The organism is Sinanaerobacter sp. ZZT-01, assembly GCF_035621135.1.
Classification (GTDB): Bacteria; Bacillota; Clostridia; order Peptostreptococcales; family Anaerovoracaceae; genus IOR16.
This window is the reverse complement of the sequence record NZ_CP141728.1, coordinates 1,646,469-1,669,470: the sequence shown is the minus strand read 5'-3', so window position 1 is coordinate 1,669,470 and position 23,002 is coordinate 1,646,469. Positions and strand designations below refer to the sequence as shown.

Genomic DNA, 23,002 nt, shown 5'->3' with positions numbered 1-23,002 from the left:
TGCAACTTTCTTAACCTACTATCTTCGATTCAGACCCAGGCGAACTGCTTCTGCTGCAACGGCATCTGCAACGGCCTTAACTACATTTTCGTCAAAAGCATCCGGAAGTACGTAATCGGCCGTCAATTCTTTTTCATCAATCACACCGGCAATGGCTCTTGCAGCCGCCTCTTTCATGCTGTCAGTGATTTCTCTGGATCGAACCGATAACACGCCTTTAAAAATGCCAGGAAACGCTAATACATTGTTTACTTGATTTGGGAAGTCACTTCTTCCCGTCCCAACTACAGCAGCCCCCGCTTCTCTTGCCAAATCCGGCATAATCTCCGGTATTGGGTTTGCCATCGCAAAAATAATTGGGTTGTCCGCCATAGAACGCACCATCTCCCGTGTTACAATTCCAGGCTTAGAAACACCGATCAGTACATCTGCACCTTTCATCGCATCCGCTAAGCTGCCGACCAATTTTTCTTTGTTTGTAATCTTCGCCATTTCCTGCTGTGCCTCATTATTATAAGGGGCATTTTCATAAATCGTGCCTTTGCTTCCGCAAAGAATTACATCCCCGAAATCCATTTGCAAAAATAATCGTGCAATTGATATTCCGGCCGCACCGGCACCACTGATGACAATTTTAAGTTCACCCATCTTCTTTCCGGTCAGGCGAACCGCATTTAAAAGTCCTGCTGAAGTAATGATTGCCGTGCCGTGCTGGTCATCATGAAATACCGGAATATCACATCTTTTAATCAGTTCTTTCTCGATTTCAAAACATCTAGGAGCGGAGATGTCTTCCAGATTAATACCGCCAAAGCTCTTCGATATAGCAACCACCGTATCAATGATCGTTTTCGGATCCTTTGAATCAATACAAATCGGGAAAGCATCAATATTTGCAAAGCGTTTAAATAAAGCGCACTTTCCTTCCATGACCGGCATACCTGCACTCGGTCCGATATCTCCCAAGCCTAAAACGGCACTTCCATCTGTGATTACTGCTACCAAATTTCCTTTTCTCGTATAATCATACGCCAAACTCTCATCTCTGGCAATTTCCAAGCAAGGCTCTGCAACCCCAGGTGTATAAGCAATCGCTAATTCTTCTCTTGTATTAATAGGTGCCCTCGCTATGATTTCGAGCTTCCCCTTCCATTCCAAATGTTTTTCCAATGCAACTGATTTTTGTGTCATATCAAGTTCCCTCCATCTGTTGTCCAACTATATCCAAGAAACAATGGAAGGTTCAGAGAGCCTTCCATTGAAAAATACCATATTCTCTTCTATATTCCGATTGTAACATAATTTTTATTTTATGCCAACGTATTCAACCAATCTTCTTCTTCCTGAATTTGGCGGCGAACTTCAGTTGGTGCGGTTCCGCCAAAAGACACTCTCGCATTGACACAGCCCTCTATACTTAGATCTGGCATCTTCGCAAGTGAAAGGCGTTCATCAATCTCTTTTAAGTCCTCATCGGTTAAATCAACAAAATCATTCTCGTGATGCTCACAGTATTTTACCATTTTTCCTACAATCTCATGTGCTTCACGGAATGGAATACCCAGTTTCACAAAGTGTTCTGCTAAATCCGTCGCATTCAAGAAGCCCTTGCTTAGATGTTTTTCAATTACATCCATGCGAAATTCCGTTTTTTCTATCATCTTTGCAAAGATTCGCAAAGATGCCTTCCACGTATCGATGGTATCAAATAAGCCTTCTTTATCTTCTTGAAAATCTTTGTTATAAGCGAGCGGTGTCCCTTTTAATACGGTCAGCATCTGCATTAGATGCCCATAAACACGCCCTACTTTACCACGAAGAAGCTCTGCCATATCCGGATTCTTCTTCTGCGGCATAATGCTGCTTCCGGTACAGAAGCTGTCATCTATGGCGATATAACTGAACTCTTGTGAATTCCACCATACAAATTCTTCTGCAAAGCGGCTGATGTGCATCATTGAAATGGATGCATCACTTAAAAATTCAATGATGTAGTCTCTGTCACTTACGCTGTCCATCGCATTTTGTGTCGGTCCTTGAAATCCTAATATTTCCGCAGTTCTGTGACGATCAGTCGGAATCGTAGTACCTGCAAGTGCACACGCTCCCAGCGGACAGTAATCCATACGTTCATACGTATCCTGCAAGCGTTGAATATCTCTTTTGAACATCTGAAAATAAGCCATAAAATGAAATCCGACTGTAACCGGCTGCGCATGTTGCATATGTGTAAAGCCAATCATTATCTTATCTGCATAGCTTTCCGCTTTCTCTAAAAGTACCTTTTCCATATAAATCAAATTTTCAATAATTTCTTTTATTTCTTCTTTCAAATACAGCCTTGTGTCAACTGCGACCTGGTCATTTCTGCTTCTTGCTGTATGAAGTTTTTTTCCAACCTCTCCAAGTTCGGAGATCAAAGTACTTTCCACCGCCATATGAATGTCTTCATTTTTAACTGTAAAGGTCAGCTCTCCTTTTGCAATACGCTCTCTAATGCTTTCAAGCCCTTTAATAATCTGTTCTTTTTCTTCTATGCTTACAATTCCTTGTTCTGCCAGCATAGTCACATGCGCAATGCTGCCTTGAATGTCACAGGCATACAAGCGTTCATCAAATTCTATGGATGCATTGAATTTTTCTACAATTTCATCCATTCCTTTTTCAAATCTTCCACCCCATAAATTTGCCATTTGTTCGTTTCCTTTCTTTTTCCTATGTCTTATTTATTCATTTTTTCTATATCTGTTAATGCCAGGTTTTCAATCTTAATGCCCCATATCTTTGCCGCTAAAACATAAACAACAACCATCGCTGCCATACAAGCGCCTGTAACAATCACACTCTCAAAGAATCCCGCAACCACATACCCTGCAATAGAAACCGATGCACAAAGAAGTGCGTAAGGGAACTGTGTCTTCACGTGATCCAAGAGCGAACAGTTGGAACCTGTTGCTGCCAAAATTGTTGTGTCGGAAATCGGAGAGCAATGGTCTCCAAAGAGTCCGCCAGATAATACCGCTGCTATAGAAACATATAAAGGTGCTCCTAAATGAAATGCCATAGGAATCGCAATTGGCATCATAATCGCAAAGGTTCCCCATGAAGTTCCCGTCGCAAAAGAAATCAAAGCACCTACGATAAAGATAATGGCGGGAATGCTCCAGCTCGGAATGTTTCCCTTTGCTATATTTACGATGAAGTCCGGAGTTCCGATGGCTTTTCCAACAGAACTCAAAGACCAAGCCAGTATCAATATAACAATGCATTCAAACATCTTGCCGTAGCCTTTAAAATAAATGCGTATACCTTCTTTAATTGTCTTTACCTTATACCATGCCATCATCAAAATCATGGTAACCGCTCCATAGAAATATCCGCTGATTAACGCAATCCGGAATTGACTTCCGGGAACCTGCTTTACAGGAAATCCTAATGGTGCTAAAATCCCAAAGAGCGTTACAAACAATACCAAAAGCGGAATGATTACCACGAGTGGTGATACGTTGTTATTTGTCAGCATCATCGGCGCCTTTGATGCGTCTTCATCTAGCTGGCTGAAAATGCCTTTCTGGGCATTTTGCTCCGCTTTTGCCATGAAGCTGAATTCCCTTCCTGAAAAAGCGACCAACGGTACAATCAAAAGGCAGAGAATCGGATAAAATTGAAATGGAATCGCAGAAATAAATGCTGTCCAGTCTGTAATTTCTGTGATTTTCAGTGCATCAAATTCTTCCTGAATCAACCCCATTGAGTAAACGCCCCAGCCGATAAACGGAATCAAAATACAGACAGGTGAAGCCGTCGTGTCAATGATCCATGCCAGCTTTTCTTTTGAAACCCGAAGTTTTTCAAATAAAGGTGTAAATACCGGTCCTACTATGAGCGGTGTCCCTAGCTCGGAAAAAAATACTAAAATTCCGCCAATCCATGCTGCAACCTGCACCTTGCAGCGATTATTCACCAATCCGGCCACCTTTCTTGCAAAGGCTTCCGCACCTCCCGACTGCTCAATTAGAGTCACAAAGCCTCCGATAAAAACAAGCAGGATAATGATGCCGGCATTATAGCCGTCCTGAAGCTGCGCAAACAAATAGTCACCCACCATTGTTGTCGTTGCAGTAACAGGATTCCCTCCGACCTGCAGCAACACACCGGAAAAGACTCCGATTCCCAAAGATAAAATTACATTCTTCGTCTTAATTGCAAGACCAATCGTCAATAATACCGGTATAAGAGATAAGATTCCTAAATAAGATGTTTCCATGATGATTCCTCCTTTTTTCTTGTTGCTATTTAATAGAGCAAGCATCATGCCAATTATCCTTTTTTTTAAGATTCTGACTGTTCAAACCGTTCTAAAGCTTTAATTTATAGTAAATACAAAATTTTATCACTTTTTCTTTCAGTCTTTATTTTATTATTTTCGGGCTAAAGGAACCGGTTCAACTGGTCTTTTATTAACCAATTAAACCTTTTATATCGTTTAATAACGAGAAACCACTTTCCGTAATTACACTGCCTCCTCTGCCGATTCCGGTAGAAACAAATCCAAAGTCATCTAATTTTCGAAGCGCCGTTCTAATCTCAGCCTCTGTAAACAGACTCCCTTCTTTCAGCGCTCTTTGCATCAACCCGCTGCGCCCTATACGCTTCCTGCACTGATAATTTTCAGCCAGTTCCGATAATATAAAAAGAAACAGCTCCACACGCTTCCCTTCCCTCAAAAGGAATCTATAATTAAAATGTGCAGAGTACTCTTTTTCTTTTTTTAAAATACTTCCTCCTGCATTTTCAGCAGCAGGGATTCCCCGCGGTCCTTCTGCGTCTTTTGCAAAGTTGCGTAATGACGGAGGCAGATCCACAACATCAATTTCCACTTTATTTAAATTGGCAAGATACTCTGCTGCATTACGCAATTCACGAATATTGCCCTGCCACGGATACCTTTCAATTATTTTTTTCGCAGAATGGCTGAATGTAAAGCTGCAATCCATAAGAGACAAAAACCACTCCAGCAAGTTCATAATATCTTCCGAACGTTCTCTGAGACTTGGTATCTGCAAAGGTAAAACATTAATACGGTAATACAAGTCCTCCCGAAAATTACCCTCACAAACCAGCTGCATGAGATCCTTATTGGTTGCTGCAATAATCCGAACATCTACATTCACAACTTTATGCGATCCGATTTTTACAATTTTTCTTTCTTCAATCACACGAAGCAATTTTGATTGCAGCAAAAGGGGCATTTCGCCAATTTCATCAAGAAAAATCGTCCCTTTATGCGCCAGCTCAAAGTAACCGATTTTACCGCCCTTGCGTGCTCCTGTAAACGACCCTTCTTCGTAGCCAAACATTTCACTTTCCAGCAAATTTTCAGGAATCGCCGCACAATTCACCGCGACGAAATTATAACTTGCACGTGAGGATTCATTGTGAATGCTCTGTGCAAACACTTCCTTTCCCACGCCGCTTTCTCCCGTAATAAGAACCGATGAATCGGAGCGAGCCATCCGTTTTGCAGCTGTGATTACCTTTTCCAATTCTTCGCTTTTCCCTTTTATATCCTCAAAATGGTAGCGTGCCTCATGATCCACTCCGCTCAGCTTGCTTCGAAGGCCGTGCTGCTGCTCTTCTATCTTTTCAAAATTATCCAAAATGATTACATTGCCTAAATGTTCTCCATCTTGAACAATGCCACTTAACGAGACAACTAAGTTTTCGCCATTTATCTCAATCAGTTCTTTGTCACTGTTCTCCTTTCGGTTTGTCGCAGTGAACGCTTTCAGCTCTGGTAAAATATCCAGCATATCAAAACCAATCAAAAGCTCTGATCTTCTGCGCAAAAAAGCCTGTGCCTTGTCGTTATGCAGGCATACTTTCCCTAAGACATCTGTGATAATGATGCCTTGATCCATCAGATGAAGGAGTGCTTCTATCCGACCGGATAAATTCTTATTCAAACCTAGAATTCGCTCGATATTCGCATTTCCGAAATACATATTGTTTTTCGCTTCAAATGCCTCCCGAGAACCAAAAAGCGTCTCTGCACCAAGCTTATCTGCAATGTCATAAATGCAATTTAAATCTATGATACGTTCTCCGATATTAATAATCTTTTCCATCCCATCAGGAACCAGCCATTCCTCATCGGGGGTGATTGCCAGCTTAATGCTTTCATCATAGCCGTTTGTCCCCCAATAAGGAATCAGCTCTACATTACGAAAGCCTGCTGCATACAAGGATGTAATTACCTGCATGCATGTCCGTTCATCAATATTTACAAGAAGCGCACGTGTTCCCTTAGAAAGTTTTCTCAAGGGTTCAACCTTCTCTTTATTTAACGTAATGCTAATTACAATCAGTTCTGAGGTTTCCTTTATCTTTTCCTTTACTCTTTGAAAAATAGTAAAAGCCGACACAAGGACAAACTCTTCAGGAATTTGTTCCATTCGTTCTACTTCTGCCACCGTATAATAGCAGATCTCAGCATAATTTGATAAATAAAGCGCCAGATTATCTCTCAAATACTTTGCATACTGTTTTTCCATTGCAACGACCGCGATCCGCTTCATAATACACCTCAAGCTTCCTTTGTCATGATGAGTTTTCCTTACTCTTTTCTGCACTCCGATTGTAACATAATTTTTATTTTATGCCAACGAATTCAATCATGCTTCCTCATCACTGGTTTAACGCCGTCTTTTCGAGCTGGCGCTCTTACATTCCGTCCTTTCATATCCAAATTCAATGTCTTTTCCAACAGGATTCGTTTATCACGCTCCTTCCCAGCCTGTCATTTCTTTCCCGGTAGCAAACCAGATATCTTCAAATTTACTCATATATTCAAAAAGTTCTTCCAGAATTCCAATTCTCCCTGGGTTTCCAATAGTTTGAGGGTCTATTTGAAGCACATAGCAAAGCCCGTAATGGTAATAGCCGTAGAATTCATCCTTCCAATTGTTTAGCACACCAATGATGTTTCCAGGTCCAACCCGCATTGCCGTGCTTAGCATAAAAGCCGCCAGCGGTGTAACACCAGTTTCATCTCTTTTCTTTTTCATTAAGGATTTTAGACCTCTTTTGAAGAAACGGAACTGTACCAGATTAAACTTGATCGAAAAAAAGATACCCATGCCCAAAAGCAGCAGAACTGCAAATGTAAAATTGCCTAAAATGGGAATTTTCGTATACCATTCGAAGTTCGTAGGGAATCCCCACATAGCATCCCCAATAGGAACTATGTTTGCATAAAAATCATTAATTGTTTGCAAAATGCTATTCATGTAAAATCCATCCTTTCTAAAGATATTTATTATTTCACATTCATATAAAAGCAATTTCCATGCCAATTAGCAGAAAATTATAAAATATAAATAAACTCTCAATATTCCGTCGCATTTGGACTGCTTTTTCTTGATGGAGTGTTTCCTACCCTGCATTTCTTTCATTTAAAATGAAAGGTTTCCTCATGCAAACATAAATAATCAGCAATTTATCCCCACATAACAAAAAAACAATAGGCATTATTGGTATTTCATTTGCCTATTGTTCCTATTTATAATTTATTTAATGATCGATATAAATGAATTCCACGATCGAGAATAGAAGTGCCTCTCCTTCCGCTCCTGCTGTCTAAAAATCCAGCTTCACTTAAGCTGCGGATCATCCCCCGGATTTCTCCCTCCGTAAATGAAAGTCCCCTTTCCGTTGCTTTGCGGTACAGCTTATTTCTGCTTAAAAATTCCTTATCGCCCTTTGCTTTTATCAACTCCTCCAGCACAAATCGCATAAGCGGAATTTTATTTCCAAACCGCAGAATATAGCTTTTCTCGTATTCTGCTATTTCTCCGCCGACTTCATTTCCTAATTTTTCTTCCTGCATCAATGAACTTCTTCTCACCGTTTGCGTTTCCCGTAAAAAGATCAGATCCTTTAATTCTATTTTTTCTTTGCCCAAATTACATAAAAATTCCACCGCATTTCTCAATTCCCTTATGTTGCCTCGCCACCCATAGTAAATCAAGGCTTCTTTTGCTTCTTCCGTAAAGGAAAGCGGAATGCCTACCTGCTTCATAAAGTGAAGCAGAATCGGATAGATATCCGATTTTCTCTCTTTAAGGCTCGGAAGACGAAGCGGCAGCACATTCAATCTGTAATATAAATCTTCCCGAAATCCGCCCTTCTCCACCAATCCAAACAAGTTTTTATTCGTTGCACAAATAATCCTTACATCAACATAAAATTGCTTATTTGATCCTACCTTCGTAATCTGGCGTTCTTCAATTACTCTTAATAATTTGGATTGAAGATTCAAAGGCATTTCTCCGATTTCATCCAAAAATATGGTTCCTTTATGGGCCAATTCAAAGTATCCTACCGTTCCACCCCTCTTGGCTCCCGTAAACGCACCCTCGGCATAACCAAACATCTCACTTTCTAAAAGATTTTCTGGTATCGCCGCACAATTTACTGCTACGAAATTGTAACGACTTCTCAGTGATTCGTTGTGAATGCTCTGTGCAAAAATTTCTTTTCCGGTGCCACTCTCTCCGATAATCATAACAGAAGAGTCTGATTTCGCCATACGACGGGCAATCTGAATCGTCTTTATAATTTCATGAGAATCACCTATGATATCCGAGAAACTATATCTCGCTTTGTGACCGGATGAACTCATGCGCGTTCGGATACCGTGCTGTTTTTCTTCCACTTCTTCAAAATTATCAAGTGTTATAATACTTCCTCTGATTTCTTCTTCTACTATAATCTGAACGACAGAAATAATTAAATTCATGCCGTTGATGCAAATCAATTCATCTCTAGGCTCTTTTTTCTGCTTCTGGTAACTTTGAATTTTAATTTCAGGGAGCAGTTCAGAAATATTAAAGCCCACGAGTAATTCAGAACGATTCTGCAAAAGTCTTTGTGCTTTTTCATTGCAGGTATAAATGTTTCCTACAATATCTGCCAGTATGATTCCTTGCTTCATAAGCTTGATCAAAGTATCGACTCTTTCTGTAAGGCTTTCATTTTCTCCGAGCAAACGCTCCATTCCAAAATTAGAAAAATAGCCGATTTTTTTGGCACGTATTCCTTCCTTCGCAGCAAATACGTCCGAGACACCCAGCCGCTCTGCAATATGGTACAAGCAGCTGAAATCAATTACGCTTTCTCCTATATCTATTATTTTTTTAATTCCCTCAGGAACCAGCCTCACTTCATTCGGCGTAATCGCAAGATGAATGGTATGGTCATAATCATCCTCTCCAAAATAAGGAACCAGCTCCAGATTATGCAGTCCCGCACCGTAAAGGTTCGTAATTGCCTGCACACAGGTTCGGTAATCAAAGTTTACAAGAAGTGCCCTTGTTCCCATTGGCAGCTCGTAAAGCGGCTTTATCTTTTCACGGCTCAGCGTTACATTGACCACAATCAGCTCTGATTGAGTCGTCATCTTATGTTTCACTCCCTGAAAAATAGTAAAGGTAGAAATGACAACAAATTCTTCTTCAATGAAATCCATCTTTTCTATTTCAGAAAGAGAATAATAATAAAACTCCGCATAATTCGATAAATACAATGCTAAATTATCTCGCAAATACTTTGCATATTGTTTTTCCATTGCAACGACCGCAATTCGCTTCATAACATTACCTCAAAGCTTTTCAATAATAGAAACGGTTTGTTCCATAATCTCATTTCTGCGGGCCTTCTGTCCACTCAGGTGCAGGTATCCAATCAGCGCTTCAAATGCCGTCGCCCATTTATACGTAATGGGGTCTGCATTCTTCGGTTTTGAAGTTATTTTTTTATTTCGCGCCCGCTTCACCAACGCCAGTTCAGTTTCCGATAAATCTTCAAGCATTTTCTTTAATGCTTTTGCCTGCCCTTCCGCTCTTACATATCTGACAGCTGATTGATGCAGCCGATCTGCATGAATTTGTCCACTTGCAATCACATGCTCACGAACAAATACTTCATATACCGCATCTCCCATATAAGCAAGCACCGTCGTATTCATATACGCTGTTTGATCTGTTTTTTCCATACTTATTCCCATCCGCAGCCCTTCCCGCCGCCTCTATTCTTCCATTTTATACATGATTACCAAACGTCTTATGCCCGGTCACTGTTATTTAACAAGTCCCGCAAATATCCGCCTGTTACCTTTGGCTTTTTTGGGGGTTCAAACAGGATCGTAGCCCGAAATTCTTCCGAACTGGTCTCAATCATTGCATAAGAGCCAGGGTTTCCGCCTTTTGGAAGTGATAAGCTTCCCGGATTTAATAAATAAATTCCATTTGCATCTACAAAGGAAGGGATATGTGTATGACCGTAAAGTGCAGCCTTACAGCCAAGTTCTTCCGCTCGGTACAGTAAATTCTGCGTATCGTACTTTACATTTTGCATATGTCCGTGACACAGTAAAAGGTTTCCATACTCTGTTGTTAAAATTTTATAATCCTCTTCCGAATGACTTCCATCCATATTACCCTTTACACTAATAACCTCTGCGTGCAATCTTGCTTTTAGAGCTCTGGCATCGGACACTAAATCGCCCAGATGAACAATGCAGTCGATCGGCTCAATCTCATGCTGGTTACGATAGATTTCCATTGCTGGGCTCACATAGCCATGCGTATCGCTTATTACTAAAATTCTCAATGCCGCTCTGCCCTCTCGCTTTCTTCTCTATTTATACTTATCTGCATGCTTCTACCGCTTTAATTCCGATTGCACATTCCAATCGTTTCTTCTCCAATTCGCATCCAAGCTCATAAGGTTTCAAAATATCTCCATTGCTGTGATAAGCATTTGCATGGCATCCGCCGCTGCAATAAAATTTTGCCCAGCATTCCCGGCAAGCTTCTTTATTATAGATATGCGCCTTATTGAAGCGGTCAAAAAGCTTATTCTCGAACTGATCCTCTTTCACATTCCCAAGCTTAAAGGATTCATTTCCCACAAATTGATGACATGGATAGATATCACCTTCCGGTGATACAGCAACGTATTCCGTTCCTGCTCCACAGCCGGCAACTCTCTTATAAACACATGGTCCTTGATTTAAGTCTAAATTAAAATGGAAGAAAGAAAAATCCTTTCCTGCCTCCTCATACTCTAGAAACAAATCAGTCAAGCGGTCATATTCTGCTTTTATAACCTTTGAATCGCTCTCATGGAGTGCATAATCCAAAGTAGGGTCCGTGACCACAGGCTCTACTGATACATTTTTGAATCCCAAATCCACCAAATGCTTCACATCTTCAGCAAAGTCGAGATTTTTTGCAGTAAAGGTTCCTCTCACATAATAGAGTCCTTCTCTTTTTTTAACAAAACGTAGATAGTTGTCCATAATCACATCGTAGCTTCCCTGTCCATTTATCGTCTGACGCATTTCGTCATTTACTGCTTTTCTTCCGTCTATACTTAAAATAACATTTGACATTTCTTCATTAATAAAATCGATCTTTGCATCATCGAGCAAAACGCCGTTTGTCGTGATGGTGAAACGGATATTCTTATTCAAAGGCTTTTCCGCTTCTCTCCCGTAACGTACCAATTGCTTCACTACCTCAAAATTCATCAAAGGTTCCCCACCGAAAAAATCAAGCTCCAAATTTCTACGACTTCCTGATTGATTTAGCAGAAAATCAATTGCCCTCTTCCCTGTTTCCAAAGACATCAGTGCACGTTCGCCGACGTAAGCTCCTTTATCTGCAAAGCAATATTTGCAGCGTAGATTACAATCATGAGCTACATGAAGGCACATCGCTTTAATGACAGAGCCTCGCCCTTCCAGCATCTCATTTGTTATTTGAGAATCATCCGAAAAAAGCATATTCTCTTCTTCTAAGGTCTGAATATCTGTATAAGCTTTTTCTAATTCTTCCTTTTTATACCTATTTCCTAATAAAGTATAAATTTCTTCCTTTGTCTTTTCCTTATAACATCCTAATATATCATAAATGCTGTCACTCACAAGATGAATGGCACCACTATTGACATCCAGCACTATATTCTGATCCTTAAATTTATATTTATGTATCACAGGTATCCTCCTATTATTTTTAAAATTTCTCTTATATTTTATTCTATCAAAACGGCATAGTACAAAGCTTGTCTGTTTTTGCTCAATCTTCCATTGACAAGAGTCTTTCTATTCTGTCCGCAGAATAGCAATCCTCCAACAGATAAAAAAAACAGCACAACTGCTGTTTTTTTAACTTAAAGCTTAACTATCTACGTCTGGTATTTTCGCATTCCTGATTTGCAACAGTACAAGAAGTTTTGCAAGCAGACTGGCATGATGTCTGACATTCACCGCAGCCTCCCTGACAAGCTGATGTTTTTAATGTGGGTTTTGCAATTGTCTTTACATTCTTCAAAGTAGTCCTCCTTCGATGTCCTCGTTTTAGTGAGTCCGTCCTTTTCTTTCTATTTATTAATACATGCTAAATTGTATCGAATAAATATTCTATTGTCAAGCAGTTCCGAAACGCTTATCTCCTTTTCCCAGCAACAAACCCAGCAGCTCTTTTAAAGAAATACCCCGTAGCTAATTTGCTTTAGGGTATTTCTTTAGATAACTTAAAATGTATTAACCCATACTTCATCTAAACAAACATAGGAATAAAATACAAACCTAGACATGTAATAACTGACCAGAAGACCCAGATGAATGCCATAAATCCCCATACATCCTTGAGCTTCATTCCAACAACTGACAATGCTGGAATTACATAAAGCGGCTGGAGCAGATTTGTAGCTTCATCGCCGAGCACAAAAGCATTAATACAATCAATCATGTTTGCTCCAGTCTGCTGAACTGCATCAACAATCAGAGGACCTTGAACAATCCACTGCCCACCTTGTGATGGGATAAACAGATTGACAACAGATGCCGAAAGAAATGAAAACAGCGGCATTGTCCGCGCATTGGCAACAGAGACGATAGCACTTACTATAACCTGACCCAGTCCACAATTCATCAGTCCCATGATTCCACCATAGAACGGAAACTGAATGAGAACCTCACAGGAAAGCCGCATATTGTCCTTGTGAGCTTCAACAAAAGCACGTGGAGAATTATATAAAAAGCAGTTAATAATGAGAAACAAAAAAATGATAAAATTTACAGATAGGGATCCGAGGAAGCCTTTGCTTATAAAACTATATAGAATAGCTACCAGTCCACCCACTCCAATAAGCCACATAATGATACGGCTTCCATTCATTTTGTCCGCCGGGGTAAGTTTTTCAATTACATCATAATTAGGCGACACGCTGTCTAATGCACTTGAGAATTCTACCGTTTCATGCTTTGGCGGACGAGTAAAGATCGCGATAACCATAAAGGATACAGCCAACACAGTCCACAGAATTACGTTCATAGTATTATAAGTTGTCTGCGCCTGAGTGAGCACGCCTATTTTATCTTCAAGGAAGTGACCGGGAGTTGCAAGCAAAGCATACAAGGATGCGGATGGTCCCAAGCATTGCCCTAAAATCATGCAAGAATATCCTGCAGCTATCATCATAGGAAAATGAAGGCCATTTATGCGCTTCGCAAGCTGCATGGCAAGGATGGGCGTTACAATTGTACAAAATGCCCAATTGACAAAGCTGGAGCCATAGCCGAACAGCATGAGTAAAATCATAGCTCCTGTTGGAGTATGTACCAAATCTGCCAGCTTTGTTAAGAGTCTATTTACCTGAGCCGATTTAGCACAGGTAGCACAGACAACAACCATCAAGCTCATCTGAAACGCAAAGGTAGATTGTGTCCATAGTCCGTCAGCCCAAGCATTCACCAATTCCAAAGGTTTTGCACCTGCCACAAGTGAGCCTATAAATACAATAAATGTAAGAATCAAACAAAAAACAAAGGAATCGGGAATAATTTTTTCTGCCGCAAACTGAAACTTTTTACTCATTTGCCATAAAAGAGTACCCTTCTGAAGGGTTGAATTGGTATTACTTGACATTTATACGTCTTCCTTTCTTTAAATACACCTCACCCTGCTATGGAAGCATCATTTTCCATAGAGCATGTTCACAAGATATTCATTTAAGTCTGATTTCGATTTTTCAATTTGTTCGGGCGTCCATTTCTGGAATCCTTCTCCGGTCTTAAAACCAAGCTTTCCGTTGTCACACATTTTTTTCAGCACCGGCAAAGGCATGTGGGTATCCTCCAAATGCTCAAATATATATTCATGGATATTATAAGTCAAATCAGCACCTACCATATCCACATTTTCCAGAGGTCCTAATTGAGGAAGGCGCATCCCAAACGAATATTTTACCGCCTTGTCAACAGTCTCGGCATCTGCAATTCCATTCTCCACAATTGAAATTGCTTCCCTCCACAGGGCATGCTGCATACGATTGGCAATAAAACCCGGAACATCCTTCTTGCACAGCACCGGCTCTTTGCCCACTGATTTCAGCACTTCCATAACAGTTTGTGCGACTTCATTGCTCGAAGCATCCGATTTTACAACTTCAACTAGTGGGATCAGATGTGCGGGATTCCAAAAGTGGGTTCCGACAAATCGTTCTCTGTATTTTAAGTCAGCAGAAATTTCGCTTGGACTCATAACGGATGAGTTCGTACAAAATATTGCATCCCGGCAGCAAAGCTGCTCCAACTTCGCAAAGGTCTCTCTTTTTAACTGCATATCCTCAAAAACTGCCTCTATAACCAAATCCGAACGTTTTACCAATTCACTTTCCATATCTGTGGTAAAAGAAATCCGGTGAAGACGAGCTTCCAGTTCTTCTTTAGATATTGCGTCTTTATCAATAAGCGGCTGCACATTTCCGCGTATATCATCATTTATATTGGTTTCATTTAAATCATACACACCTATTTCGAAGTTTGGGTTTGATGCCATGACAAAGGCTATGTTCTTACCCATCATACCTGCACCACAAATCAGAATATATTTTATTTCTTTCATGACCTTTCCTTTCTGAAAAGATAAGCGGTTCATTCCGGTTATTTTTTCAAACCGAGAATTTCACGAGCGTCTGCAGGTGTTGCAACCTCATTTCCAAATTCACGGATAATACGAGCCGCCCTTTCAACAAACTGTACGTTGCTGTCTGCCAGCTTGTCGCTGGAATACATTACGTTGTCTTCCATTCCCACACGAACATGCCCACCCAAAGCAATTCCCGCATACAAAATTTCCATTGCAGAGTGCCCTACTCCAAAGCAGCTCCATGTAGATTCAGGACAGAGCATCTCCATTGTTTCTTTCATGAACAGCAGATTTTTAAGACTTCCTGGTATTCCATTGGCACATCCCATGCAAAACTGAAAATGCAACGGTGCTTTAATGACGCCTTTTTTAAGATAATATGCGGCATTTGCTATCATTCCGGGATCAAAGCACTCTATCTCAGGTTTAACCCCACATACTTGCATGCTTGCAGCCAGCTGCTCCAAAAACTTAGGATGGTTAATAAACAATCCAGAGTGCATCCAATTCATCGAACCGCAGTCAAAGGATGCCATCTCAGGATGCAATGCTTTAATATGAGCCTGTCGTGTTTCATCGGTTGCATTTAAATCTCCGGAGGTTGTAAGGTTTAATACAATGTCACAATCCGGATACTTTTCTTTCATCAGTTTAACCGTTTCGCTAAACTTCTCGGTGGACATGGTTCCATTTCCCTCCTCGTCCCTCATATGCAGATGTGCAACAGCAGCTCCTGCTTTCCAACAGTCATAGACATCTGCAGCAATTTCAGCCGGTGTCATAGGCACATTGGGATTATTTTTTTTCTTTGGCCAAGCGCCTGTTGTAGCAACAGTTATAATTGTTTTTTTCATGTAAATGCTCCTTATCTATTTTTAATATTTTTTCACTTTTCTTTAAGAGCAAAATACATGCCAATTTATTTTTAAAGTACAACAAGGCTTGAATCTTTGTAATTTCAATGTTTTTTATCCAATTAAAATCAAAGCATTACGCAAACAAAAAACAGCAGGTGATTTTTTTCACCTGCTGTTTTTTGTAGAATAATATTATAACCGCAATTATTAGATGATATAAACTAATATTTGATCTAAATACACCACTTTTTTCTTAAAAAACAACAATATTTTTTCGGTGAATTATTTCACATATATGGTGAATTAATTCACTGAAATTCCTGATTATATCGCTGAAGCTTTTTGACAAGAGTGGAATGATCTACTCCCAAAACCTTAGCAGTCCGCCGCAGCGACCCTTCTTCTTTTAATGTTCGAATAATAATACTGTGCTCATATATCCGCACCATATCTTTAAGTGTACTGCTGCTTTCAATCTCTTTATAAGACGATAAGGCTTCTGGACTTAGAGCCACAAAAATGCTATGGCTGGTAATATTTTTGCCGCGACTGGTAACTACCAGTCTTTCTATCATATTTTCTAATTCTCGTACATTTCCGGGCCAAGAATATTTCTTTAATGCATTCATTCCTTCTTCGCTGATTAAAATCTCTTTATTATATTTTTTGTTATATTTTTGACAAAATTTTTCAGCCAAATAAGGAATTTCTTCCTTACGCTCTCTTAGAGGCTTTAGGTTGATTGGAACTACATTCAGCCTGTAATATAAATCTTCCCGGAAACGTTTATTCTTAATCTCCTCCAACAGATTTTTGTTCGTAGATGCAATCACCCTAATATCAAGCGAAACTGTGTTATTTCCGCCTATCCTTATAAACTCTTTCTGTTGAAGAACTCGCAAAAGCTTCGCCTGAAGCGGAAGAGACATATCTCCTATTTCATCAAGCAATATGACCCCTGTATTTGCCAATTCAAACATTCCAACCTTACCATTCCGCTTTGCTCCGGTAAACGCTCCAGCCTCATACCCAAACAGCTCCGATTCCAGCAGCTCTGCCGGTATTGCTGCACAATTTACTTTAATAAAGGGCTTGTCTTTACGATTGCTATTCTGATACAACTCGTTGGCAACCAGTTCCTTGCCTGTTCCGGTTTCTCCTGTTATTAAAACAGTTACATCGGTTTCTGCAACTGTTTTAATCGTTTCCATAACTGATTTCATCGCATCACTGAAATACAAAAGCTGTTTTCTTCCGGTTTGCTGTTGACGCATATATGCCAACTCTTCATTTTTTTTGTTTCTCTCTTCAGAGAGTACAATAAGCCGGTGCTCCAGCTCCTTCAGCTCCGGAAAATCACGAGTGTTTGTTACTACCAGTTTAATTTTACCCTGCTTGTCAAAAACAGGGGTTCCTGTCACCAATACATCTTTATTTACTTTAATAATTCTAGCGACAGAATTGACACGTTCTTTCTTCTCTAAAACAGCTCCTGTAACCGATCCTTTATATAAGCACCCTTCCAACTCAATATCTGGAACCTTTTTCCCGATTATTTCTTCAGGAAATATCCCTGTTGTTCGGGTATATGCTTTATTTATAAAAAGTATCTTTCCCTCTCCATCTGTAATATGAATGCCATCATAAAGATTCTGACAGACTTCCTCAAAATCCACGTAATCCGGACGAAGCCTACCTAATGTTTCTATCAAAGCATCCAATTCTTTTTCTCTTCCATCGGAAAGTAATAAGGCATCAATTTGTTCTCTGATTCTCTTTTGATCCACATCTTTTAACAATCCCTTATCCTCCTTCTTTCCGATTCGGAGAGTCTGTTTTTAGCACTTACAGGTGTGCTCTACTGTCAATTGCAAAAAGGTCCGTGTTCCCACATTACACTGATTTATAATTTCCACATAGGCTTTGGAGACAGACAACATCAAATTAACACGATTCGCGAATAATCTGAACACCCTGCGGTGTATCCTTTAATGTAATGCCTTTTTCCTTTAACACATCTCGGATCTCATCCGCTCTTGCGAAATTCTTTGCTTTTCTTGCTTCCTGTCTTTCTTCGATTAGTTTTTGAATCTCACTATCCATTTCTGTATCGGAAGCCTCTTTTCGAAGCAATCCCAAAACGCCAGTCAATTCATCCAAAAGAGAAAGGGATTTTTCAGAAAATTCTTTTGAGGCACCATCTTTTGTCACCGTATTCATATCCCGAATCAACTCGAACACTGCGCTGATTGCATCTGCGGTATTCAAATCGTCTTCCATTGCATTATTAAATTTATCACGGTATTTCTCCAGATTAGCAAACTGTGCAGCTTCGTCATGCGTCATACTACCTTCTCCATTTTGAATCAAGTGTTGTAAATGAAGCTTTGCATTCTGCATTCGCGCTAAGCTGTTTTTTGCTTGTTCCATCAACTCCTGGCTGAAATTAATCGGACTCCGATAGTGACCGGATAGCAAAAAGAAACGCATTACCTCTCCATCATAATCTTTTAGTATATCTCTCACTGTAAAGAAATTACCTTTTGATTTTGACATCTTTTCATTGTCAATTGTAATATATCCATTGTGCATCCAATAATTTGCAAATGGCTTGCCTGTTTGCGCTTCCGTCTGTGCAATTTCATTTTCATGATGTGGGAAAGTAAGATCCTGCCCGCCTGCATGAATATCGATGGTTTCTCCTAAATATTTCGTAGACATAACTGAGCATTCAATATGCCAGCCCGGCCGGCCCATTCCCCAAGGAGACTCCCATGCGATCTCATCCTGTTTTTTTTGTGCCTTCCACAGCGCAAAATCCAATGGGTCTTTTTTCTTTTCACCCACTTCAATGCGTGCACCCGATTCCAAGTCTTCAATGTTTTGTTTTGACAGCTTTCCATAATCCGAAAACTTACGTGTGCTGTAATACACGTCACCATCTATTTCATATGCGTAGCCTTTGTCAATCAATCCTTGTACAAACCCAATGATTTCGTTCATGTTTTCAGTTACTTTCGGATGTACACTAGCCTTTTGTACGTTTAAAGCTGCCGCATCTTTATAATATTCTTCTACGTACTTTTCACTGATTTCGCTGGCATCGACGCCTTCTTCTCTCGCCTTATTAATAATCTTATCGTCCACGTCAGTAAAATTCTGTACAAATTTTACATTTTTGCCCCGATACTGCAAATAATTTCTTAATGTATCAAATACAACAAAGGGTCTTGCATTCCCAATATGAAAATAGTTATATACTGTCGGACCGCACACGTAAATTTTTATTTCCTTTTCATCGATCGGCACGAACTCTTCTTTCTGCCGTGTCAAGGTATTATAGATTTTCATTTTGCTTCCTCCTCACTACCACACATTCCCTGTATCTTTTCCTTCTCTGTTGCTCTTAATTTATTTTCAAGCATAACGATGCGTTTTCGTAAACATTCCAGTTCTACTGCAATTGGATCTGGCAAATCCACCTGGTTTAGGTCCTCTGCTCTCTGATTTCCTCTCTTTACAATCTTTCCAGGTACACCTACTACTGTACAATTCGGAGGTACGGCTTCCAGCACAACAGCCCCTGCTCCTATCTTGGAATTATCCCCTACTGTAAAAGGGCCTAATACCTTTGCACCGGAGCTAATCATTACATTGTTTCCGATAGTAGGATGACGCTTCCCGCTGTCTTTCCCTGTTCCTCCCAGAGTCACTGCCTGATAAATCGTAACATCGTTACCAACTTCTGCCGTTTCACCTATGACCACAGCCATACCGTGATCTATAAAACACCGACGTCCAATTGTTGCTCCCGGATGTATCTCAATTCCGGTGAAAAATCTTGCAAGCTGTGACAGGATTCTCGCAAGCAGCTTTAGATGATGATGATACATCCAATGCGCTGGCTTATGTAAAATCAATGCCCATACTCCAGGGTAACAAAGCAATACCTCAAAGCCGCTTCTTGCCGCAGGGTCACGATTTAAAACAGCTTGAATATCCTCCTTCACTTCACCAAAAAAAACCATATTTGCCTCCATATATAAAAAAGCCATCCCAGAAAGCTTCAGTTTTTATCATGCAAAAATCACATACTAATATTTATACCACAACTTTTGTTTTTGAAACAATTTAGAGCGAGTTCACAAACTCGCTCTAAAATTATATACCATATTCGATTGATTATCAAAAGTTTTCTAATCATATCAAATTCTTGTATTCTTATAAATAATTCAATGGATTTTGCGGCACACCATTTTTTCGTACTTCGAAATGAAGATGATATCCGGTTGCGCTCCCCGTAATACCTACCGTCGCAATTTGCTGCCCTTTGCTTACGCGAGCACCAACCGATGTCACGATTGTATCACAGTGTGCATACCAGGTCTCTATTCCATTTCCATGAGATACCTTTACTATATTCCCATAGGTTCCCGAATAACCTGCAAACGTGACTACTCCGTCATCTGTAGCATGTATTGCTGTTCCTTTTGGATTTCGAAGGTCAACTCCGGTATGTCGCCTTCCTCCTCTGGCTGCGCCAAACGGAGAGGATACATTCAATGGTACCGGTCTAAGAAAACTTCCTGAACCTACCAGCTTTGACAAGGCCTTTGTCCCTCGGTAAGCGACCTGTGGCTGCGGCTCTGATGTAACAGTGGTGCCTAAGTCAACAGCGGAGGTCTGAACACCATTCTCCTTTGTCAACTCAACGACTGTTTCTTTTTTTCCATATACACCTGCCGTTTTTACCTTAACTTCACCTTTATACAATGTGTTCGTAGCTTCAAAAACTGTATCAAAATCAATTTTCTCTGTTGTTGTAACCTGCTCTTTGGTAATAACGGTAATATAAGGATGTATTTCAACCAGACTTAAGGTTTGTCCGATTTGAATTTTATTCGAGTCAAATCCCGGATTCATTTGCTGAAGCTGTTCAGGTGTCATATTGTTCCCAATTGCAATATCCCATACTGTATCTCCAGGCTGCACAACATACGACTTTGGTTCAGCATTTCCTGTTAATAATAAGTTAACGCCATCTTCTACATTTAAAATATCTGAAACAGACACTTTCTGTGAAGCAATATTTACATTTTCCTTATAAACTGTACTGACAATTTGCGATCCTTCTGTCTGATATTTCGCAACAACATTATTCAATACTTCTTTTGCATCTTCTTCACTCGCCAATGCCAATACATCCGTATCATTTATCGATATGCTCCAAGCATCTGCAATAAATAGCTTTGTTAATAAAAATTTCTCTTTTAACTGTTCTTCCGATAAGATGGATGCATCTTTTTTTAAGTCTCTGATTGCAGTGCATTTCAAAGCGGATTCATCACAGTAAACTTCTTCTACACCTTTTGACTCGCTCATTTCTGTTCGAATCGCGTCAATCGCTTCGTCCATCGTCGCCGGACTTTCAATATAAGCAAATGGCACTTCATTTACCGCCAGCATATAGGCGTCCGGTGTCATAATTTTTACTGTAACAAATGATAGTATCGCAACTCCGATCACAGCACCACATGCAATTGCAATGCTTTTTTTCCGATTGGGATGAAGTAATATTTTATCTTTTATCAAGAATAATGCCTTATTTTTCGTGGACAGAGCCTTGTCCTTTATCTTCTGAAATCTTTCTGAAATCTTTTCTTTATCGAAATTATCTTTTAAGTTCATCTTACTCTCCTTTGTGCAAATCTACCGTTTCTATTTTCATACCTCCTTGCTTCCGGATTCGTATTAAACTTTTATAAAATAAAGATAGAATCTTTTAGTAGTTTCTCCTATTTATTCTTATGTATGTATCCTATGAAAAAGTACATTTAAATGTTACAAGAATGTTACAAGAATGTCAAGTACATCATTATCATTTCATAAATTTTCACATTTTCTACATAAATTTGGCTCAAATGACAAAGCAGAATCTTTTTATTTGCAGATATTATTTCTTTATTCTCGCTTTTTCGCAACATATCCGAAACCGCATCCAACGCTTTTTTTATAAAATTAATTTTTTATTAATAAAAGTAAGAGGCTTCCTCTCTACAGAAAGCCCCTTACTCTTTTGTTTTTTCTTTACTCTTCGATTTCTTCAACCGTAACAGATTTCATTTTTTGCTCTGTCTTCGGCTTATCCATTGCATCTCTTTTTACAGCTACAATCTTCCTTGCCACCTCTAAGCCTTCAATTAGTTTCCCAAAGGCAGCATATTGACCGTCTAGATGAGGAGCATCTTCTACCATGATAAAAAACTGTGATCCTGCCGAATTGGGGTCCATCGCTCTCGCCATAGATAAGACACCCGCTGTGTGCTTTAGCTCATTTTTAAACCCATTTGCCGCAAACTCTCCTTCAATGGTATGCCCTGGTCCGCCCATTCCTGTACCAGTCGGATCTCCGCCTTGAATCATAAATCCCGGAATCACTCTGTGAAAAATAGTGCCGTCAAAAAACTTCTTTTCAATTAAATCAACAAAGTTTTCCACTGTTTTTGGGGCAACTTCCGGATAAAGCTCCGCTTTCATCACATCACCGTTCTCCATTTCGATGGTAATAATCTTTTTCATATGCGCTCTCCTTTTCTTTGTTATAAGCATTTACTATTTTCTTAGCTTAAATGGATTATATCCATTTTCTTTTTCGTTAAAATGATCCATCATGAGTTTATGAACCGAATCGGATAATACATCGCAGTCGATATAGCGTCCAATCGCATACCAAAGTTCGTCTCGCAAATAATCCGGATAAACATGTTCCAAGGACAGTACTTCTTTTTGTGTCAAAAATTGAACGTCACGTAGTACCTGATGCTGTGAATCAAATTCAGGGTCTTCTCCCAAGCATAATTCTCCCCCAATTTTATTTGCCAAAAAGAAATTTACAAAGCGCTGTCCTCTTTCCTCCGAAACTTCTTCTACATGCCAGAGCAGCTTTACTACTTTAATATCCAAACCTGTTTCTTCTTTTACCTCACGTACGGCAGCCTGTGAAGCATTTTCTCCAGCCTCAATGCCTCCGCCAGGCACCATCCAAATGTCCTTATCCTCATGATGCTGTTTTACCATTAAAATACGCTTGTGTTCATCCAAAACAACAACTCGTACTCCACCAGTCCACATACTCGCCCCTCCTGCTTT

General features: G+C 39.9%; 19 protein-coding genes. All 19 read right to left on the bottom strand.

Going from position 1 to position 23,002, the window contains the following annotated elements:
• Positions 1-18 precede the first annotated feature (18 nt).
• The 19 genes from U5921_RS07905 to U5921_RS07815 all read right to left on the bottom strand — a co-directional run bounded on the left by U5921_RS07905 (position 19) and on the right by U5921_RS07815 (position 22,984).
• Positions 19-1,191: an NAD(P)-dependent malic enzyme gene (locus tag U5921_RS07905; RefSeq protein ID WP_324825929.1), complete on the bottom strand. Its 1,173-nt coding sequence runs from the start codon at positions 1,189-1,191 to the stop codon at positions 19-21.
• 119 nt (positions 1,192-1,310) lie between these two features.
• Positions 1,311-2,693: an argininosuccinate lyase gene (gene argH / locus U5921_RS07900; RefSeq protein WP_324825928.1), complete on the bottom strand. Its 1,383-nt coding sequence runs from the start codon at positions 2,691-2,693 to the stop codon at positions 1,311-1,313.
• Between the two features lie 29 nt (positions 2,694-2,722).
• Positions 2,723-4,267, bottom strand: coding sequence for a Na+/H+ antiporter NhaC family protein (locus U5921_RS07895; RefSeq protein WP_324825927.1), 1,545 nt, complete (start codon positions 4,265-4,267; stop codon positions 2,723-2,725).
• A 193-nt stretch (positions 4,268-4,460) separates the two neighbouring features.
• Positions 4,461-6,578: a sigma-54 interaction domain-containing protein gene (locus tag U5921_RS07890; RefSeq protein ID WP_324825926.1), complete on the bottom strand. Its 2,118-nt coding sequence runs from the start codon at positions 6,576-6,578 to the stop codon at positions 4,461-4,463.
• A gap of 201 nt (positions 6,579-6,779) precedes the next feature.
• The gene (locus U5921_RS07885; protein ID WP_324825925.1) at positions 6,780-7,289 is read right to left on the bottom strand and encodes a hypothetical protein; all 510 of its coding nucleotides are present in this window, start codon (positions 7,287-7,289) and stop codon (positions 6,780-6,782) included.
• A gap of 272 nt (positions 7,290-7,561) precedes the next feature.
• Positions 7,562-9,652 (bottom strand): sigma-54 interaction domain-containing protein, encoded by a 2,091-nt coding sequence (locus tag U5921_RS07880; RefSeq protein ID WP_324825924.1) that lies wholly within the window; start codon positions 9,650-9,652, stop codon positions 7,562-7,564.
• A gap of 9 nt (positions 9,653-9,661) precedes the next feature.
• Entirely contained in the window at positions 9,662-10,066 is a 405-nt protein-coding gene (locus tag U5921_RS07875) for a Mini-ribonuclease 3 (RefSeq protein WP_324825923.1), read from the bottom strand.
• A gap of 56 nt (positions 10,067-10,122) precedes the next feature.
• Positions 10,123-10,671: a metallophosphoesterase gene (locus tag U5921_RS07870; RefSeq protein ID WP_324825922.1), complete on the bottom strand. Its 549-nt coding sequence runs from the start codon at positions 10,669-10,671 to the stop codon at positions 10,123-10,125.
• 37 nt (positions 10,672-10,708) lie between these two features.
• Positions 10,709-12,058 (bottom strand): thioether cross-link-forming SCIFF peptide maturase, encoded by a 1,350-nt coding sequence (gene scfB, locus U5921_RS07865; protein WP_417765048.1) that lies wholly within the window; start codon positions 12,056-12,058, stop codon positions 10,709-10,711.
• A 187-nt stretch (positions 12,059-12,245) separates the two neighbouring features.
• Positions 12,246-12,395, bottom strand: coding sequence for a six-cysteine ranthipeptide SCIFF (gene scfA, locus U5921_RS07860; RefSeq protein ID WP_206459912.1), 150 nt, complete (start codon positions 12,393-12,395; stop codon positions 12,246-12,248).
• A 228-nt stretch (positions 12,396-12,623) separates the two neighbouring features.
• Positions 12,624-13,994 carry a short-chain fatty acid transporter gene (locus U5921_RS07855; protein WP_324825921.1) on the bottom strand — a complete coding sequence of 457 codons (1,371 nt, stop codon included), beginning with the start codon at positions 13,992-13,994 and terminating at the stop codon, positions 12,624-12,626.
• 48 nt (positions 13,995-14,042) lie between these two features.
• Entirely contained in the window at positions 14,043-14,972 is a 930-nt protein-coding gene (locus U5921_RS07850; protein WP_324825920.1) for a 3-hydroxyacyl-CoA dehydrogenase family protein, read from the bottom strand.
• A gap of 38 nt (positions 14,973-15,010) precedes the next feature.
• Entirely contained in the window at positions 15,011-15,850 is an 840-nt protein-coding gene (locus U5921_RS07845; RefSeq protein ID WP_324825919.1) for a 3-keto-5-aminohexanoate cleavage protein, read from the bottom strand.
• A gap of 311 nt (positions 15,851-16,161) precedes the next feature.
• Positions 16,162-17,652 carry a sigma-54 interaction domain-containing protein gene (locus U5921_RS07840; RefSeq protein WP_324825918.1) on the bottom strand — a complete coding sequence of 497 codons (1,491 nt, stop codon included), beginning with the start codon at positions 17,650-17,652 and terminating at the stop codon, positions 16,162-16,164.
• Between the two features lie 145 nt (positions 17,653-17,797).
• The gene (cysS, locus tag U5921_RS07835; protein ID WP_324825917.1) at positions 17,798-19,204 is read right to left on the bottom strand and encodes a cysteine--tRNA ligase; all 1,407 of its coding nucleotides are present in this window, start codon (positions 19,202-19,204) and stop codon (positions 17,798-17,800) included.
• Positions 19,201-19,881 carry a serine O-acetyltransferase gene (gene cysE / locus U5921_RS07830; RefSeq protein WP_324825916.1) on the bottom strand — a complete coding sequence of 227 codons (681 nt, stop codon included), beginning with the start codon at positions 19,879-19,881 and terminating at the stop codon, positions 19,201-19,203. Before cysE ends, cysS begins: the two co-directional genes overlap by 4 nt.
• 193 nt (positions 19,882-20,074) lie before the next feature.
• Entirely contained in the window at positions 20,075-21,541 is a 1,467-nt protein-coding gene (locus tag U5921_RS07825; RefSeq protein ID WP_324825915.1) for a M23 family metallopeptidase, read from the bottom strand.
• Positions 21,542-21,940: 399 nt separating this feature from the next.
• Positions 21,941-22,432: a peptidylprolyl isomerase gene (locus tag U5921_RS07820; RefSeq protein WP_324825914.1), complete on the bottom strand. Its 492-nt coding sequence runs from the start codon at positions 22,430-22,432 to the stop codon at positions 21,941-21,943.
• A gap of 33 nt (positions 22,433-22,465) precedes the next feature.
• Positions 22,466-22,984 (bottom strand): NUDIX hydrolase, encoded by a 519-nt coding sequence (locus U5921_RS07815; RefSeq protein ID WP_324825913.1) that lies wholly within the window; start codon positions 22,982-22,984, stop codon positions 22,466-22,468.
• Between the last annotated feature and the right edge of the window lie 18 nt (positions 22,985-23,002).